Below are 16,902 nucleotides of genomic sequence, written 5' to 3'. Positions count from 1 at the left end.
TCCGGTCATCGGCCGAACGGTGGGATTGGTGGCGAATTCTGTGGGGCAATAACCGCGTGCGTGCCAGCGGCCCCGCCGGTGGCCCGCTCATGGTGCGGTGCCGCGCTCATGATCGTGTGCCGAAGGAGCGACATGCAGGTCTGGCCGGGTGAGCGTTACCCCCTCGGGGCCACCTACGACGGGATGGGCACCAACTTCGCGATCTTCTCCGAGGTGGCGGAGAAGGTCGAGCTCTGCCTCTTCGACGAGTGGGACATCGGCACCGAACGCCGCGTCGAGCTGCGCGAGGTCGACGCGTACGTGTGGCACGCGTACGTGCCGGGGATCGAGCCGGGCCAGCGGTACGGCTACCGCGTCCACGGCCCGTACGACCCGGCGAACGGGCTGCGCTGCAACCCGCACAAGCTGCTGATCGACCCGTACGCGAAGGCGATCGACGGCGACGTCGAGTGGAACCCGGCGGTGTACGACTACGAGCTGGGCGACCCGGACACCCGCAACGACACCGACTCGGCGCCGTTCATGCCGAAGTCGGTGGTGGTGAACCCGTACTTCGACTGGGGCAACGACAAGCCGCCGCGCACCCCGTACCACCATTCGGTGGTCTACGAGGCGCATGTGCGCGGCCTGACGATGCGCCACCCGGACGTCCCGGAGGAGCTGCGCGGCACGTACGCGGGCATCGCCTCCCCGCCGATGATCGAGCACCTGCGGAAGCTCGGGGTGACCGCGATCGAGTTGATGCCGGTGCACCAGTTCGTGCACGACCACCGCCTGGCCGACCTGGGCCTGCGCAACTACTGGGGTTACAACACGATCGGCTTCTTCGCCCCGCACCACGGCTACTCGGCGCTGGGCCGCCTCGGCCAGCAGGTGCAGGAGTTCCGCGGCATGGTGAAGGCGCTGCACGCCGCCGGCATCGAGGTCATCCTCGACGTCGTCTACAACCACACCGCCGAGGGCAACCACCTCGGGCCCACGCTGAGCTTCAAGGGCGTCGACAACGCCAGCTACTACCGCCTGTCCGAGGAGGACCGGCGGTACTACGTCGACTACACCGGCACCGGCAACAGCCTCAACGTCCGCAGCCCGCACTCGCTCCAACTGATCATGGATTCGCTCCGGTACTGGGTGACCGAGATGCACGTCGACGGCTTCCGGTTCGACCTGGCCGCCACCCTGGCCCGCGAGTTCTACGAGGTCGACCGCCTGTCCACCTTCTTCGAGGTGGTGCAGCAGGACCCGGTGGTCAGCCAGGTGAAGCTGATCGCCGAGCCGTGGGACGTCGGGCCGGGCGGCTACCAGGTCGGCCAGTTCCCGCCGGTGTGGACGGAGTGGAACGGCAAGTACCGGGACACCGTCCGCGACTTCTGGCGCGGCGAGCCGGCCACCATCGCCGAGTTCGCCTCCCGCATCTCCGGCTCCGCCGACCTCTACCAGGACGACGGGCGCCGCCCGTTCCACAGCATCAACTTCGTCACCTGCCACGACGGGTTCACCCTCAACGACCTGGTGTCGTACAACGACAAGCACAACGAGGCCAACGGCGAGGAGAACCGGGACGGCGAGAGCCACAACCGCTCCTGGAACTGCGGCGTCGAGGGCGAGACCGACGACCCGGGAATCCTCGGCCTACGCGCGCGCCAAAAACGCAACTTCCTCGCCACCCTCATGCTCTCGCAGGGCGTGCCGATGATCGGCCACGGCGACGAGCTGGGCCGCACCCAGCGGGGCAACAACAACGCGTACTGCCAGGACAGCGAGCTGGCCTGGATCGACTGGGAGCACGCCGACACCGCCCTGCTGGACTTCACGAGAAGGCTGGTCGACTTCCGCCGCCGGCACCAGGTGTTCCGCCGCCGCCGGTTCTTCACCGGCCTGCCGGTGCGCTCCCGGCTGGTCGACGAGCCGCTGCCCGACCTGGCCTGGTACACCCCCGACGGCCGCGAGATGACCGGCGAGGACTGGGGCAACGACTTCGGCCGGTCGGTCGCGCTGTTCGTCAACGGCGAGGGCATCCGCGAACGCGGCCAGTACGGCCAGCGCCACGTCGACAGCTCGTTCCTGCTCTGCTTCAACGCCCACGACGCGCCGCTGGACTTCACCATGCCGCCCGCCGAGTTCGGCCAGCGCTGGGAACTGGTGATCAGCACCGCGGAGCCGGAACCGGAGAAGACGACGACGGTCGAGGCCGGCGACGCGCTGACCGTCCCCGACCGCTCCCTGGTGGTCCTGGAGAGGACGATCTGATGCCCCCCACCCCGCAACCCGGTCCCGCCACCTCGGCGAGGGTCGGGTCGACCTACCGCGTGCAGATCCGCCCCGGCTTCGACCTCGACGCCACCGCCGGGCTCGCCGGCTACCTCGCCGACCTCGGCGTCACCCACCTCTACAGCGCGCCGCTGCTCGCCGCCACCCCCGGCTCGCCGCACGGCTACGACGTGGTCGACCACCGCCAGGTCAACCCCGAGCTGGGCGGCGAGGCCGGCCGGCAGCGCCTCCTCGCCGCGCTGCGGGCCGCCGGGCTGGGCCTGGTCGTGGACATCGTGCCCAACCACGCCGGGGTCGCCCGGCCGGCGGCCAACCCCGCCTGGTGGGACGTGCTGCGCCGGGGCCGCGACTCCGCGTACGCCCGCTGGTTCGACATCGACTGGGACCGGGGCCGGCTGCTGCTCCCGGTCCTCGCCGACGACCCGGCGGCCCTCGACGACCTGAAGATCGTGGACGGGGAGCTGCGCTACCACGAGCACCGCTTCCCGATCGCCGACGGCACCGGCGACGGCACGCCGCGGGAGGTGCACGACCGGCAGCACTACGAACTGGTGTCCTGGCGGCGCGGCGACAGCGAACTCACGTACCGCCGGTTCTTCGCCGTCTCCGACCTGGCCGGCCTGCGGGTGGAGGACCCGGAGGTCTTCGCCGCCACCCACGAGCTGATCCTGCGGTGGGCGCAGGCCGGGGAGATCGACGGCATCCGCGTCGACCACCCGGACGGGCTGCGCGACCCCACCGACTACCTGGCCCGGCTCCGCGCCGCCGCGCCCGCCGTGTGGCTGGTCGTGGAGAAGATCCTGGAGTACGGGGAGGAGCTGCCGGACTGGCCGGTCGACGGCACCACCGGCTACGAGGCGCTGTCGGCGGTCTCCGGTCTCTTCGTCGACCCGGACGCCGAGGGGGACTTCACCGCCCTCGACGCCCGCCTCGTGGGCGGGCACACCTCCTGGGAAGACCTCACCCACGACACCAAGCTCGAAGCCGCAACCCGGCTGCTGTCGGCGGAGCTGACCCGGCTCGCCATGCTCGTCCCCCAACTGGACCGGCACGCCGTGCGCGCCGCGCTCGCCGAACTCGCCGCCGCGTTCAACGTCTACCGCGGCTACCCGCCCGAGGGCGCCCGGCACCTCGCCGCCGCCCGCTCCGAGGCCGGCCGCCGCCGGCCGGACCTCACCGGCGTCCTGGACGCGGTCACCCGCCGGCTGCGCGACCCGGACGACGAGCTGGCGAAACGCTTCCCGCAGCTCACCGGCGCGGTGATGGCCAAGGGCGTGGAGGACACCGCCTTCTACCGGTGGAGCCGCTTCATCGCCCTCAACGAGGTCGGCGGCAGCCCCGCCCACTTCGGCACCCCGCCGGCCGAGTTCCACCGCTTCGCCGCCGCCCGCAACGTGCGCTGGCCGGCCGCCATGACCACCATCTCCACCCACGACACCAAGCGGTCGGAGGACGTCCGCGCCCGCCTCGCCGTCCTGTCGGAGCTGCCGGAGCGCTGGGCCGTGCAGGTCGGGAGCTGGCTGGCCCGGGTGCCGCTGCCCGACCCCGCCTTCGCCCATCTGCTGTGGCAGACCGCCGTCGGCGCCTGGCCCGTCGAGCGCGAGCGCCTCCACGCGTACGCGGAGAAAGCCGCCCGGGAGGCGTCGACCTCGACCAGTTGGGCGGACCCCGACCCGGCGTTCGAGCAGGCGATGCACGACCTGGTCGACGCCCTGTACGACGACCCCGCGCTGAACGCGGAGCTGACCGCCTTCGCCGACCGGATCACCCCGGCCGGCTGGTCCAACTCCCTCGGGCAGAAGCTGGTGCAGCTCGCCATGCCCGGGGTGCCGGACACCTACCAGGGCACCGAGCTGTGGGACAACTCCCTCGTCGACCCGGACAACCGGCGGCCGGTCGACTTCGCCGTACGCAAGGACCTGCTGGCCCGGCTCGACGCTGGCTGGCATCCTCCGGTGGACGCGTCCGGGGCGGCGAAGCTGCTCGTGGTGTCGCGGACCCTGCGGCTGCGCCGGGACCGCCCGGAGCTGTTCACCGGCTACCGGCCGGTGCCCGCGCGTGGGCTCGCCGCGCGGCACGCGGTCGCCTTCGACCGGGGCGGCGCGATCGCCGTCGCCACCCGCCTGCCGGCGCGGCTGGCCGCTCGTGGCGGGTGGCGCGGAACCAGGCTGTCGATTTCCGCGCATTCTGTTACAGACATGTTCACCGGACGGGTCTACAGTGGGTCTGAGCTGCTGCTTCATGATCTGCTGCGCACCTATCCCGTCGCCCTCCTCGCTCCCACCGATTCCGTGGAGGCTGCCGCATGACCGAGTTCAGGGTGTGGGCGCCCGAAGCCGCCCGGGTGCGGCTGCGCCTCTTCGGCGACGCCGACCACGAGATGCGCGCCGGCGCCGGCGGGTGGTGGCGGGTCGAGGTGCCGAGCGCCGGCCCCGGCACCGACTACGCGTTCCTCCTCGACGACGACGATTACGCCCTGCCCGACCCCCGCTCGTCGTGGCAGCCTGATGGCGTCCACGGTCCGAGCCGGGTCTACTCGCATGCGGCGTTCCCGTGGACCGACTCCGGCTGGACCGGCCGGCAGCTCCCCGGCAGCGTCCTGTACGAGCTGCACGTCGGCACCTTCACCCCCGAGGGCACCTTCGACGGGGTGATCGCCAAGCTCGACCACCTGGTCGACCTGGGCGTCGACATGATCGAGCTGCTGCCGGTCAACGCCTTCAACGGCGAGCACAACTGGGGCTACGACGGGGTCTGCTGGTACGCGCCGCACCAGCCGTACGGCGGGCCGGACGGCCTCAAACGACTCGTGGACGCGGCCCACGCGAAGGGGCTGGGGGTGATCCTCGACGTCGTCTACAACCATTTCGGGCCCTCCGGGGCCTACGCGCCGATGTTCGCGCCGTACCTCAGCGAGCAGTCGAACCCGTGGGGCCGGACGGTCAACCTGGACGGGCCGCACTCGGACGGGGTGCGCCGCTACATCATCGACTCGGTGCTGATGTGGCTGCGGGACTACCACGTCGACGGCCTGCGCCTGGACGCCGTCCACGCGATGCCCGACTCCCGCGCGGTGCATGTGTTGGAGGAGGTCGCGGTCGAGGTCGAGGCCCTGTCGACGCACCTGGGCCGGCCGCTGTCGCTGATCGCCGAGTCCGACCTGAACGACCCTCAGTTGATTACGCCCCGGGAGGCCGGCGGGTACGGCCTGCATGCCCAGTGGAACGACGACGCCCACCACGCCCTGCACACGCTGCTGACGGGGGAGCGGCAGGGCTACTACGGCGACTTCGGTTCGCTGGAATGCCTGACCGACGTGCTCACCGGCGGGTTCTTCCACGCGGGCACCTGGTCTTCGTTCCGTCAGCGTCATCATGGGCGGCCAGTCGATCGACAGCGGACGCCGGGGCACCGGTTCGTGGCGTACCTCCAGAACCACGACCAGATCGGGAACCGCGCTACCGGGGATCGGATCTCTTCCACGCTCTCGCCTGGGCTGCTGCGGGTGGGGGCGACGTTGCTGATGACGGCGCCGTTCACGCCGATGCTGTTCATGGGGGAGGAGTGGGCGGCTTCGACGCCGTGGCAGTTCTTCACGTCGCACCCGGAGCCGGAGTTGGCTGCTGCTGTCGCCAACGGTCGTCGTCGGGAGTTTGCTTCGCACGGGTGGGCTACGGAGGACGTGCCGGATCCGCAGGATCCGCAGACGTTCATCCGGTCGCGGCTGGACTGGGCGGAGCTGGACAAGCCGGAGCACCGGGAGATGTTGGAGTTCTACCGGCGGCTCATCGCGCTGCGGAAGAGCCGGCCGGACCTGACGGACCCGCGGCTGACGGCGGTCGACGTGCGGCACGGAGACCAGTTCCTGCTGATGCGGCGGGGGGAGTGCCTGGTGGCGGCGAACCTGGCCGGGAAGCCGCAGCGGATCACGCTGCCCGGGGTCGTGCGGAAGGTGTTGCTGGCCACCGGGGACGGCGTGACGGTGATGCGGGACCGGATTGAGCTACCGGCGGAGACGGCAGCGATCGTGGCGCTCTGAGGTTTGAGTGAACCATGGGCAGCCGCCCCGCGCCGTCCTCACATGCGGTCGAAGCAGCCATAGGACGCAAAGCAAAGCTGCCGCCCCTGGCGGGACCCTGCAACACCCGGCGATTGTTTCTACTCGGAGCGGGCTCACGGGCCTCGCCATCCATGCACCTCGGCTCGCTTCAAGCACCGGGCTGCAGTAGATTGGCTGCGTGCGCATCGAAAGACTTAAGGTTGAGAATATCGGCGGCCTGCCTGACCTTGATCTTGAAATACCCCAACAGCAAATGGTCGCCTTTGCCGGAGCTAACGGGACTGGAAAGTCCAAGCTACTCGCATCGCTCTTAACGCCTTGGATCACAGCCTTTCCCGTCGCGCGGAGTCCGGATGTGGAGGCCAGAGTATCGATCAGATTCGCCTTTGATAGCAACGAGCTTGATCAGTTTGAGGCTTTCGACCGTGAGAATAATTGGCGGCGCGGGCGGCCCCCTGAGCGGGTTGCTGTGACTGTCATGCGAACTTCAACTGGAAATGTAAGGCGTGACGCCCGCGCGGCTGATGGCACCCCTCATCCATCAATCGTGGGTGGGCTTCATTCCTCGCAACTCCTAAAGAGATGCCCAAGCCTCAATGTAATTTATCTGCCCGCCGAAAGACGATTCCATCCTTCTGGCGCGGCTTCAGTCGACCTATCGCAGTTAAGCCCGGAGGCAGCCGTCCAGAAGATCATCGATGCGCGAGCGAGCAGCCTTGGTCCCGGGCACCTGGACGACCAAGAATTCGAGACGTATGCCAAGGCGCTTTGCGTAGCTGGATTTCTACCATCAGAAGATGCGGCGCTTGTAAGCCGAGCGCAGTCTCAATGGGAGCGCTTTCGTGATTCGGTTGACTCGCTGCTCTTTCCAAAGAAGTTGCTGCCTCTGACTGCCGAGAACCCCTCGTCGCTCCGAATAGGGCTGCCCGACGGTTCAACCCATGAGGTTAGTAGTCTATCGAGCGGCGAACGACAAGCGCTCATTATCATAAGCCGTGTGTTTCGTGCTGGAGAAGGGCACAGCCTAGTTGCAATCGACGAGCCGGATGCGTACCTACATCCGTCGCTCAGCGCCCGGCTGCTACGTGCACTACGCCCAGGTCTAGAGACAGGTGGCCGACTTATCGTGGCAACTCATAGCCCTTCCGTCCTGGATGCGCTTCCGACCGCCGGGATTGTTCGGCTCCGTCACTCGGCTGCACCTGCGATCATTGAGGACGAGGTAGAACGGCTCGATCTTTATCGCGAAGCGGGTTTCCGTGCCAGCTCATTAACTCAGGCCGACTTGCTGGTCTTGACGGAGGGGGAATTCGACGCCACCGTTTTGCCTCTTCTAGTGCCAGAGATGGCGTCCGCAAGCATCCAGTCCAAGGGCGGCCGGGAGCCGACAATAAAGGCGCTCAACCTGCTTGCTGGCTACGGCCTGCCGATTATGGCGATTGTAGATTCGGATGTGCTGGCCGACGATGTGCCCGCAGGCTTGCGGGACATTTGCCACGTATGGCCAGTCTCCGACATCGAAGCCGCCCTTCTTAGTGACCCGGCATTCCTGCAAGCTGCAGTTGACGGGAAGCTAGTTCGAGAGTCTTACAGTTCGGTAGACGCCCTGCAGAAGCTTCTAACCGAGCAGCTGATCGCGCACAGGGATCAGGCGGTGAGTGAATACGCTCAGCGACTCCTGCGGGGACGTACCAGGATCATTTGGCCGAGTCCTCGCGGCGGCGATGCTCTGGAAAGGCTACGCAGGGTGGCGGACTTGGCGCAGCCGTTGACGCCGCAAATGGTTGAGGAGGCGATTGTAGAGGCAGAGGCGGCGTGGGATCTGGCCCTACCCAGCCCTTGGACCATGGTCCGTGGTAAGTGGATCATCGGAGCCTTCGTTGCAGAAGCAACCTACTTCAGGTCGAAGGACGCATTCGTTAACGCCGTAGCCGCCCGGCAGCCCGAGCTTGTGTCGGTTGAAGGGCTTAGAGAGACGCTGCGGCGGGTTGCCAGAAGCAAGTAGCCGTTGCTGATCTTGGGCCGTTACGTCTCAAGGAGGGCGCTGAGGGATCACCCGGTGGCCTGCGCCGGCATGCCGTCGATCCAGTTCAGGCGGCGTTAGGACCTCACAGTATTGCCGGCTGCTTGCCAACGTTTGACGGTGTCTTGTGCCCCATCTGTTCCCCGGGCGGTCTGCCGCACCTCCTCTCGCCCGAGCCAGCGTCGGCGCCCAGGGCTTGGGATGGCAGATGCGCTCGACCGGCGCCCAGCCTTCTACCAGGGACTACGCCCGACGTTCGAACAGCCCCGAGCTCAGCGTCTCCGCGCCTCATGACGTGAGTGAGCTGGATCTCCGCCCTGATTGACGCCCGTGGCAGCATCCATCTCATGACGAGGTCATGGCAGATGGGCTGGCGCGACCAGCGGAGAGCCGAGTCGCAGATGGAGGAAGGACGGTCTCTGACGACGCAAGGCGTCGGCTCCGCCTTGGACTATTTTTGGGAGCGTAGCGTGGTGAAGCTATACATGGACGAGTCAGGGAATGGGCACCCGTCGCAGCCGTTGATCGTGGGTGCGGTCGAAACGAACGAGAACTCGGAAGAGATTGAGAACCGAGTCCGGGAGCTCTATCGCCGCTTGTCCGCTCGGCGAAGCCTCGGCGGACTGCGAAGCTTTGAGGATTTTCGCAAACACGGATTCCACGCTTCAACCGATCCATTGGAAGTCTCTGGCCCGTTTATCGAGCTTATGCAGGACCTGCCCTTCAAGGCATATCTTCTAGTCACTGAGAGGACTGATGCCAGAGCAGGCGACACCGAAACCGAAAAGCTCGCGTTCATGTACGAAAGCCTGCTCGGCGATCTACTGATCCGACATCGTAACGAGTCAGAATTGTTGTGTTGCATCGAGCAGAATGACAGCTTGCGGCAGTTGATCCGAACTCTACCTCAAAATGCGCTTAAGCGAGCCTATATTAAGCTTGGGCGCAAAGTTCCCCTACCACGGCTCAACATCTCCATGCTTACCAAGACGGAAGCAATGTCCATGGCTATCGTGGACTACATAATGTTGGCGGTAAGTAGGTGGCTCCGAGCCGACAATAGGGCTGATCCGGCAAGTCGGCACTATCGGGCCTTCCGGGAGGTGGAGCCGTTCATCTCCGTTCTGTATTCCCTGGAGCATGGCCTCATTACCAGCCGAAAGACCCCACTACATTGATGTGTGGTACACTCGCCCCGAGTAGGGCCGGAGTCATTTAGTGCGCGAGTCCGCGTGCGTTGCTGAATAGTTCTTGGACAGGGACGCCGGCCCTACTCTCGCAACCTAAGACGCAAGGGCCTGCCAATGTCTTACTCCATCCACGATCTCGCACAGCACGCAGGCGCTCCGATGGGAATACTGGAAATGCTCTTCGAGAGCCTTCCGTCGGGGGCTGGACGTCTTTACCAAGCTCGGTCGTTCCGCAAGAGACGTGGAGGGTTGCGCGAGATAATCAAGCCAGGACATGTGCTTGACGCCGTAACCAAGAATCTCCATCGGAGTTTCTCGACGGAATTGCCATACCGGCCACCCGACCACGTCCATGGATTCGTTTCTCAACGCTCGACTTTGACCAACGCGTCCGCACATCTTGGCAAGGCATGTGTCCTGCGTGTTGACCTCGAAGACTTTTTCCCTTCGATTAACTCAACACAGCTGAGGGCCGCACTGCAGGAGCAAGGATACAATGAGAAGGCGGCAGAGTTAGCAATTGGTATTGTCACCATAGCTGGCAAGCTTCCAATTGGACTAAGCACGTCTCCATTCTTGTCCAATCTCGCTTTTCAGGATACGGATCGGCTTCTTGCCGAACATGCGGCAGTGGAAGGTCTGTCATTTACGCGCTATGTGGACGACCTCACATTCTCCGGCGCGGTGACCGACCAGCACTATGCCGACATTGAGCGGATTATCAACGATGCAGGCTGGTCCATCAACTCAAGTAAGACTGCCTTTATGCGGCGGGGTGGCCCCCAGTATGTGACTGGACTCTATGTTGGGGCTGAGGACCGTCCACGCATCCCACGCGAAATAAAACGGCGCATGCGCTGGGTCTCGCATATTATTGCGAAATTTGGTTACGAAACCTACATGACTGAGTTTGGTGGCGAAAACGCCGACATGCTACCCCAGCGCCTTCTCGGTTGGGCACGCTACATCGCCGCCGTCGAGCCCGACGAGGGCTACGACCTTTTGCGACTATTTCACGAGGTGCTTCCAGAGCAGTATATTTCCAGCAGCGATATCGAGTGGCTGATGCAGATCAACGATCTGGATTGAGGAGTGACCAGATAGCCCCGCTAGCGACAAGTGGGTAGCGAGCATGTCAGTGGGGAGAGTTAGTCTCGGTCTATGGATCTGGCGCTACGTTCGATGCGTGGCATCGGTGACCGTTGGTCGACTCCGCGCACGACGGTCAACTGACTATGTGAAGAGGGGTAGCCGAGCCGCCGGCAAGGTAGATCGGGGCATTCTGGGCTCGGGCCTGCAATGCCGCCCGGACTCGCGGAGCTACGTTATCGGGAAGACGCTCCTCGGCCTCCTCCTGGGAGTAGAACGCGATGTCCTCCAACTCTTGTCCCGAGAAGTCCAAGCCGTCTGGGCCAATGAGGGAACCGCAGTCGAAGGTGAAGCTGATGATTGCCCGTGGCCGTTGCCCGGCGGGCGGTGCCCAATCCACAACCAGCAGTTCGCCTGCCGTCACATGGACCCCCAGCTCTTCCCGGATCTCCCGGGCGCAGGACTCATGCGGATATTCGCCTTCGTCAACGTAACCCCCTGGGAAGGCCCAGTGGTCTCGGTACGTCGGTTTGACGAGCAGCACGTTGCCAGCCGGATCGGTGATGAAGGCTGCAGCGGCGGCATAGAAGGAGGGCAGGTTGGCGTACCAGGTGGCGGGCTCCGTCCAGGTCACATCAGTGACGCTAGCCGACGGGCCGCCACATGGGTTCGCGCTAATTAGGCGGTGGCGTAGTCCCGAAGGCAACTAGGAGTTCGTTGACCTGGGGCAATGCTTGACGTGGACTCAGCGCGGCGATCAGTTCGCTGACCCGGTGCTTCACCCGGGCAGAGTGAACGTCTGTGGCGCGTCGCGCTGCCTCTCTGCCCCAGCAGCAGGAGGCGTCGATATCACCGGCGCGGGCATGCGTCGTGGCAACCAGAGCGGTGTGCAGGGCGAGTGTCCGAGCGTTGCGACCCGCAAGAGCGATCGCGTCGGGTGCGTACCGGAGTGCTTGCGTGTAGAGGCGGAGGTCGCTCAGGCACTTCAGCGCGGTGCCGGCAAAATGAGCCGGGCTGAAGTAGGCGGCCCACCGGGGACTAGCGTGGGCGCTCGCTCGGTCGAGGTCGCGTTCCGCCCTGGCAAGTGCAGTCTGGCATGCGCGTCTCTCGCCCGACCGTCCGTAGGCGCTGGCCACAGCGGTATAGAGCCGCGCGCGGACCGCAGCGGGGGCGCGGTCTGCGCCATCGATGGCTGCTTCGGCGAGCCGAGCGGCATCTTGCGCGTGTCCGAGGAAGACGGCTTGGGTGGCGAGGTTGGCAAGCAGGTGAGCGCCGTACAGACGGTCGTCCGCTGCCTTGGCGAGCCGCAGGGCGATGGTCAGGTGATGTTGGGCAATGGCGTGATCGCCTGCGTCGTAGCACATGAAGGCGAGCTGGCCGGAGAGCGTCGCGGCTGCGCGCATGAGTTCCCGCCCAACGGAGCCGGTGTAGGCGCCGTGCAGCATGGGGGCGACCTGACGAACAAGGAAGTCGGCCATGAGAGCCCGGGCGCGCGGCGATCCGCCGCCATGACGTCGGTCGAGATCGGTGAAATGGTCGGCGAGTGCGTACAGCGACTGGACTTCGGCCGTCGTGACCGGCTGTCGACCATTCCGGCTGACCGGCTTGTCGGGCCGGTCGTACCGCCAGGCGATCGCGGCTTGGAGCGCTTGGGCGCTGTCGAACGTCCCATTGGTCGGCGAGCTGGACTGCTTGGTCAACGTAGTCCAGAGTCGCTCGGCGGACTCGATCGCGTCACTGCAGGAGACGGGGTAGGGGACGTGCGCGGCAACGTGGGCGGCAGTGAAGCCCAGCTCCACGATCGCGACGGGACGACCGAGTCTGCGGCCGAGTACATCGGCCATGGTGGCTTGGACGCGTCTCTCGGGTCGACGTCCTCGCAGCCACCAATAGACGCTGGCGGCGTCGTATCGCCACGTGCCGTGGGCGCGTCCAGCGTGGTTGAGCTGGCGGGCGAAAGCAGCATGGGCATTGTCGTAGCCGGCGTCGCGCAGCAACGCTTCAAACGCTCCATTCGTGACTGGCCGCACCACGACACGTGCCTCCCGAGATCGAGCAACTACCAACGGTGACGATCCTATGGCTTGCAGTACTCGTATGGGGGACCCGCGCAACCCCGCACAACCTCTGCGGGAGCTAACGCAACGGCACACATGAGTCGCCACCTGTTGGGTCAGGCCGCACTCGACTTCGCTGCCATGTGGAGCCCGCACTTGGCGGCGCTCCACGTGACGGAGGTGGCGGATGCGGCGTGACGAGTCGGTGAGCCGGGGTGAGCAAGTAGAGGAGTCGGAGCGGGAGGCTGCGAAGCAACGTCTGCTAAAGCAGGCCGAGGCGGAGCGTGTACCCGTGGAAGACACCACTCGGGCGGTGCCGGACCGGCGGTGGCGGCGTGACCGCTGATGACCTGCCGATCGGTCGCCGGGTGGCGCGCTGGCGGGTACGGCGGCGGATGACCCAGCAGATGCTCGCCGACCGGCTCGGCCGGTCGAAGAGCTGGGTGGACAAGGTGGAGCGGGGTGTCCGCGCGTTGGACCGGTACCCGGTGATCCAGGAGATCGCCGAGGTGCTGCGCGTCGACCCGATGGCGCTGCTCGGCCAGCACAGCCCGCCGGCACCGGCCACACCGCAGACGCTGGACGGGGTGGACGGGATCCGGGCCGCCCTCGCCCGCTACGACAACCCGCCGCCGAAGCCGACAGGCGAGGTCCGGCGGCACGTCGAGCACGCCTGGCTGACCTACCAGCACGGGCACTACGCGCAGCTCGTGCGGGTGCTGCCGGGGCTGCTCGACGCCACCCGGAGCGCAGAGCCAGGGCTGCTCGTGCCGGCGTACCGGATCACCTCGTCGCTGCTGGTGAAGCTCGGCGAGGCCGACCTCGCGTGGCTGGCGGCCGACCGGGCGATGGCCGCGGCGGGCGGCGATCCGGTCCTGGTCGCGGCGGCGGCCGTGTCGATCGGGCAGGCGCTGCGGGCGCTGGGCCGGCACCGGTTGGCCCTCGCCGCGACGCTCGCCGCCGCGAGCCGGCTCACGCCGACGCAGGCGCAGGCCGTCCACGGGACGCTGCTGCTCCAGGCCGCCCTGGCCGCCGCCGGCTGCGGCGACGCCCGCCGGGCCGAGGAGCTGACCGAGCGCGCCGCCGGGATAGCCGCCCAGGTCCGAGCCGGCGACGATCCCCATCGGACCGGCTTCGGGCCGGCCGCCGTCGAGCTGGCGCGCGTGGTGGTGGCGGTCGAGCTGGGGGACGGCGGGGGAGCGGTGCAGCGGCACACGACGGTCGTGCGGCGGGAGGCGTGGCGGTGGCTGCCGGCCGAGCACCGGGCCGCGTACCTGGTGGACGTCGCGCGGGCGTACCTTCAGATCGGTGACCTGCGCGGGGCGGCCCGCGCGCTGGTCGAGGCCGACGCCGTCGCGCCGGCCGAGGTCCGGTGCCGGCCTCTGGCGCGTACGGTGATCGCCGAGGTCGCCCGCGGCCACCCGGCGCCGGCCGGCGTGGCGCGCCTGGCGACGCTGGTCGGCCTGACCCGGTAGACATCGTCGCGGTCGCCCGATGCGGCTGGTTGACCGGTTGGGACGGCGGAACTCATCGCTGACCGGATAACGGCCGCCGCGTCGGACGGGCCGGCCTACTGGCCGAAAGTGGACCGCAGGTTCTCGTTGATCAGAAAGTTGAGGCGCTTGCGCAGGTGCCCGAGCAGCGAGGGGTCGGGCAGCCGATCGGCTACCAGGAGCGTCCAGCGTGACGTGGGATCACTAAGCCGGCTTCCGTAGCTGCTCGATGATTCGGGACCAGCCGTCGCCACCGTGGCCACTGTCGACGGCGGCGGCTGCCAGGTCGCGCATGACCCGCGGGAATCTGCCGTCCAGACCGAGGTCGTCACTCGTGTCGACGATGTGGCCGAGGGCTGCCAACTCCATGGTGAGGTTGTCCTCGGTTCCCGGGTACGTCCCGGCGTCGACGTCTCGGGCCAGCCCGGCCAAGGACGCCGGCAGGATGTTGATCATGACCTCGGCGAACGGGAGAAAGTCAGTAGCCTTGAGCCCTTGACCGGTGACCATGGCCGTCGCATGCAGGAATCCCGTCATGCCGGCGAAGAACACCTCGAGCATGCCGGTGTCGAGCAGCGAGGCCAGCCCGTGGTCGGTGCCGACGTGCCGTGCGTCGCCTCCGAGGACCGCCAGCACGTCGGCATGAGCGTCGAACAGCGCCCGCTCGCCGCTGTAGAGGAACAGCGCGTCCGGCGTTCCCACGAGCGGAGTGGGGACCATGATGGCGCCGCTCAGCCACGACGTCCTGCGCTCGGCCGCCCATTCGGCCATTCGGCGTGCCTCGCCCGGGGTTGACGTGGCGAAATTGACGATGGTGCGTCCCCTGAAGGCGTCTCCGGGGATCGGCTCGAGTACCGCTCGTGTCGCATTGCCGTCTCTCAGCACGCCGATGACAAGGTCCGCGGCGCGGACGGCGGCCTCTGCGTTCGGCGCTATGCGGGCTCCAGCGGCTGCCTGTGCTTCGGCCCGTTGGCGCGTTCGGTTCCAGACGGTCGTCGGAACCTTCGCCTTGAGCAGGGCGTGCGTCAGTGCGGCTCCCATCGGGCCCTGTCCGAGCACGGCGACGGTCGGATTCGGCTCTGACATTCGCGTCCATCCTCTCCACAACGGTGGATCTTCGAATCGGCATCAAGGCGCTGCCGCCTACGAGCGGGACTGCCTGTCGTGGGCGGGAGCGTCCCGTCCAGCCTCACGAACAGCGGTAGTGTCGACAAGTACCTACTTCGAAGTGCGGTACTCACCGAAAGGTAAGTGAAATGGCAGGACGCGGGCCGTACAGTTGCGGTCTGGACGCGGCAGTCGATGTGGTCGGTGGCAAGTGGAAGGCCCTGATCCTGTGGGAGCTGCACGCGGGGCCCCGGCGCTTCGCCGAGCTGCGTCGGGGGCTGCCCGGAGTGAGCGAGAAGATGCTCATCCAGCAGCTGCGCGAGCTGCAGGCTGACGAGCTCGTACACCGCGAGGTTTACCGACAGGTGCCACCCAAGGTGGAATACTCGCTCACCGAATTCGGTGCCTCGCTCAACCGGGCACTCGTCCCCCTCGGCGACTGGGGCGAGCGGCACATGGCGCGCATCACCACCAACCGACCGCATTAGTCGGCCGACGACGAGGCGCGCCACGCCTGGCGGGGCTGGTCGGCCTTACCCGGTGATCCGCCGGAGCCTCGGGCCGTTCGCGGCGTCCTATCCGACCTTGAGGGCGAGCTTCCCGACATAGTGATCATTCAGGGCGCGATGCGCATCCTTGACCCGCTCGAACGGGAAGGTCCGGGCGACGTGGACTTCGAAGCTGCTCGCCTCGATGATCGCGTTCAGCCGATCGGTGGCGGTGCGGCTTCGATCCCCGTCGTAATGGGACAATGTCGCGCTCGGCGGCGTCACCGGCACGGGCAGGACGCCGTTCGGCCAGGCGATCCGCCCCGAGCTCTTGATCGCGCCAAGGGAACGTTCGGCGGTCTCGCCTCCCACGGTGACCAGAGCCGCATCGAGCCCGTCCGGCGCGAATGCGGACGCCGCAGCCAGCACATCGTCTCGGCGACCGTCGACGGCGTGGTCAGCGCCCAGCCGCCGGGCCAGGGCGACACCGTCGTCCCCGGAGGCCACGGCCAACACCCGGATGCCGCTGTGCCGCGCCAGCTGCACGGCCATGTGCCCGATACCCCCGCTGGCTCCGAAGACCATGAGTGTCTGGCCCGGCCGCAGGCCAAGCAGGTCGAGACCGCTCAGCGCGGTCAGGGCATCCCACGCCATCGGGCCGGCCTGCTCGGTTGGCATCCGGTCGGGCACGCGCGCCACGAACTCCGCCTCGACGACGCCGTACTCGGCGTAGAAGCCGCCACGCGGCACCGGCATCGACGCGGCGTAGACACGGTCACCCACGTCGAACCGGGTGACGTCGCGCCCGACCGCGGCGACCCGGCCCGCCGCGTCCCAGCCGAGGACGTAGGGGAAGGTCGACGCGACGCCGAAGGCGCCGTCGTAGTGCCCCTCCCGCTCGACCGCATCCCAGGACCCGACCCCGGCGAACTCCACCCGGATGAGGACGTCGTCGTCCCCGACCTCGGGGAGCGGCATCCGGCGCGGCGAGAGTTCGTCGACGCCGCCGAACCGGTCAAGGACCATCGCGTTCATCTGCGGCTCCACGATCGCACCGCTCGCGGTGCGCTCGACTCTGCTGTCCATCCGCCCTCCTCCGTTACTTGAGTGAATCAAGGACCATT

At 67.1% G+C, this 16,902-nt stretch carries 12 protein-coding genes; 8 read left to right on the top strand and 4 right to left on the bottom strand.

Annotated features, from left to right (window positions below; genetic code table 11):
* Positions 1-132 precede the first annotated feature (132 nt).
* From glgX to ACN26Y_RS23665, 6 genes are all read left to right on the top strand, one after another.
* On the top strand, positions 133-2,250 hold the full coding sequence (gene glgX / locus ACN26Y_RS23690; RefSeq protein ID WP_422733550.1) for a glycogen debranching protein GlgX: 2,118 nt from the start codon (positions 133-135) through the stop codon (positions 2,248-2,250).
* On the top strand, positions 2,250-4,580 hold the full coding sequence (gene treY, locus ACN26Y_RS23685) for a malto-oligosyltrehalose synthase (RefSeq protein WP_422733549.1): 2,331 nt from the start codon (positions 2,250-2,252) through the stop codon (positions 4,578-4,580). The genes glgX and treY overlap by 1 nt, the downstream gene beginning before the upstream one ends.
* A complete protein-coding gene (treZ, locus tag ACN26Y_RS23680) occupies positions 4,577-6,310 on the top strand; it encodes a malto-oligosyltrehalose trehalohydrolase (RefSeq protein ID WP_422733548.1) in 1,734 nt (577 codons plus the stop codon). Before treY ends, treZ begins: the two co-directional genes overlap by 4 nt.
* A gap of 199 nt (positions 6,311-6,509) precedes the next feature.
* Complete coding sequence (locus ACN26Y_RS23675; RefSeq protein WP_422733547.1) at positions 6,510-8,336, top strand: ATP-dependent nuclease; 1,827 nt, start codon at positions 6,510-6,512, stop codon at positions 8,334-8,336.
* Between the two features lie 317 nt (positions 8,337-8,653).
* A complete protein-coding gene (locus ACN26Y_RS23670) occupies positions 8,654-9,532 on the top strand; it encodes a hypothetical protein (protein ID WP_422733546.1) in 879 nt (292 codons plus the stop codon).
* Between the two features lie 126 nt (positions 9,533-9,658).
* Positions 9,659-10,633, top strand: coding sequence for a reverse transcriptase family protein (locus ACN26Y_RS23665; protein ID WP_422733545.1), 975 nt, complete (start codon positions 9,659-9,661; stop codon positions 10,631-10,633).
* A gap of 136 nt (positions 10,634-10,769) precedes the next feature.
* Here the strand turns inward: ACN26Y_RS23665 and ACN26Y_RS23660 are convergent, their stop codons facing one another.
* Together ACN26Y_RS23660 and ACN26Y_RS23655 are read right to left on the bottom strand one after the other, a co-directional pair.
* Positions 10,770-11,267: an NUDIX domain-containing protein gene (locus tag ACN26Y_RS23660; protein WP_422733544.1), complete on the bottom strand. Its 498-nt coding sequence runs from the start codon at positions 11,265-11,267 to the stop codon at positions 10,770-10,772.
* A 40-nt stretch (positions 11,268-11,307) separates the two neighbouring features.
* Complete coding sequence (locus ACN26Y_RS23655) at positions 11,308-12,630, bottom strand: hypothetical protein (RefSeq protein ID WP_422733543.1); 1,323 nt, start codon at positions 12,628-12,630, stop codon at positions 11,308-11,310.
* A gap of 395 nt (positions 12,631-13,025) precedes the next feature.
* Between ACN26Y_RS23655 and ACN26Y_RS23650 the strand changes: the two genes are divergently transcribed.
* Complete coding sequence (locus ACN26Y_RS23650) at positions 13,026-14,165, top strand: helix-turn-helix domain-containing protein (RefSeq protein WP_422733542.1); 1,140 nt, start codon at positions 13,026-13,028, stop codon at positions 14,163-14,165.
* Between the two features lie 222 nt (positions 14,166-14,387).
* On the opposite strand, the gene ACN26Y_RS23645 is transcribed toward ACN26Y_RS23650, so the two are convergent.
* Positions 14,388-15,269 (bottom strand): NAD(P)-dependent oxidoreductase, encoded by an 882-nt coding sequence (locus ACN26Y_RS23645; protein WP_422733541.1) that lies wholly within the window; start codon positions 15,267-15,269, stop codon positions 14,388-14,390.
* 170 nt (positions 15,270-15,439) lie between these two features.
* Here ACN26Y_RS23645 and ACN26Y_RS23640 point away from each other — a divergent pair, with 170 nt between their 5' ends.
* Positions 15,440-15,778 (top strand): winged helix-turn-helix transcriptional regulator, encoded by a 339-nt coding sequence (locus tag ACN26Y_RS23640; protein WP_422733540.1) that lies wholly within the window; start codon positions 15,440-15,442, stop codon positions 15,776-15,778.
* Between the two features lie 87 nt (positions 15,779-15,865).
* Here the strand turns inward: ACN26Y_RS23640 and ACN26Y_RS23635 are convergent, their stop codons facing one another.
* Positions 15,866-16,864 carry a quinone oxidoreductase family protein gene (locus ACN26Y_RS23635; protein WP_422733539.1) on the bottom strand — a complete coding sequence of 333 codons (999 nt, stop codon included), beginning with the start codon at positions 16,862-16,864 and terminating at the stop codon, positions 15,866-15,868.
* Positions 16,865-16,902 lie beyond the last annotated feature (38 nt).

It is taken from the genome of Micromonospora sp. WMMD558 (assembly GCF_049315255.1).
Lineage (GTDB): Bacteria > Actinomycetota > Actinomycetes > Mycobacteriales > Micromonosporaceae > Micromonospora.
Note: the sequence above shows the minus strand (reverse complement) of the source record. Positions and strands in the feature narration are given on the sequence as shown.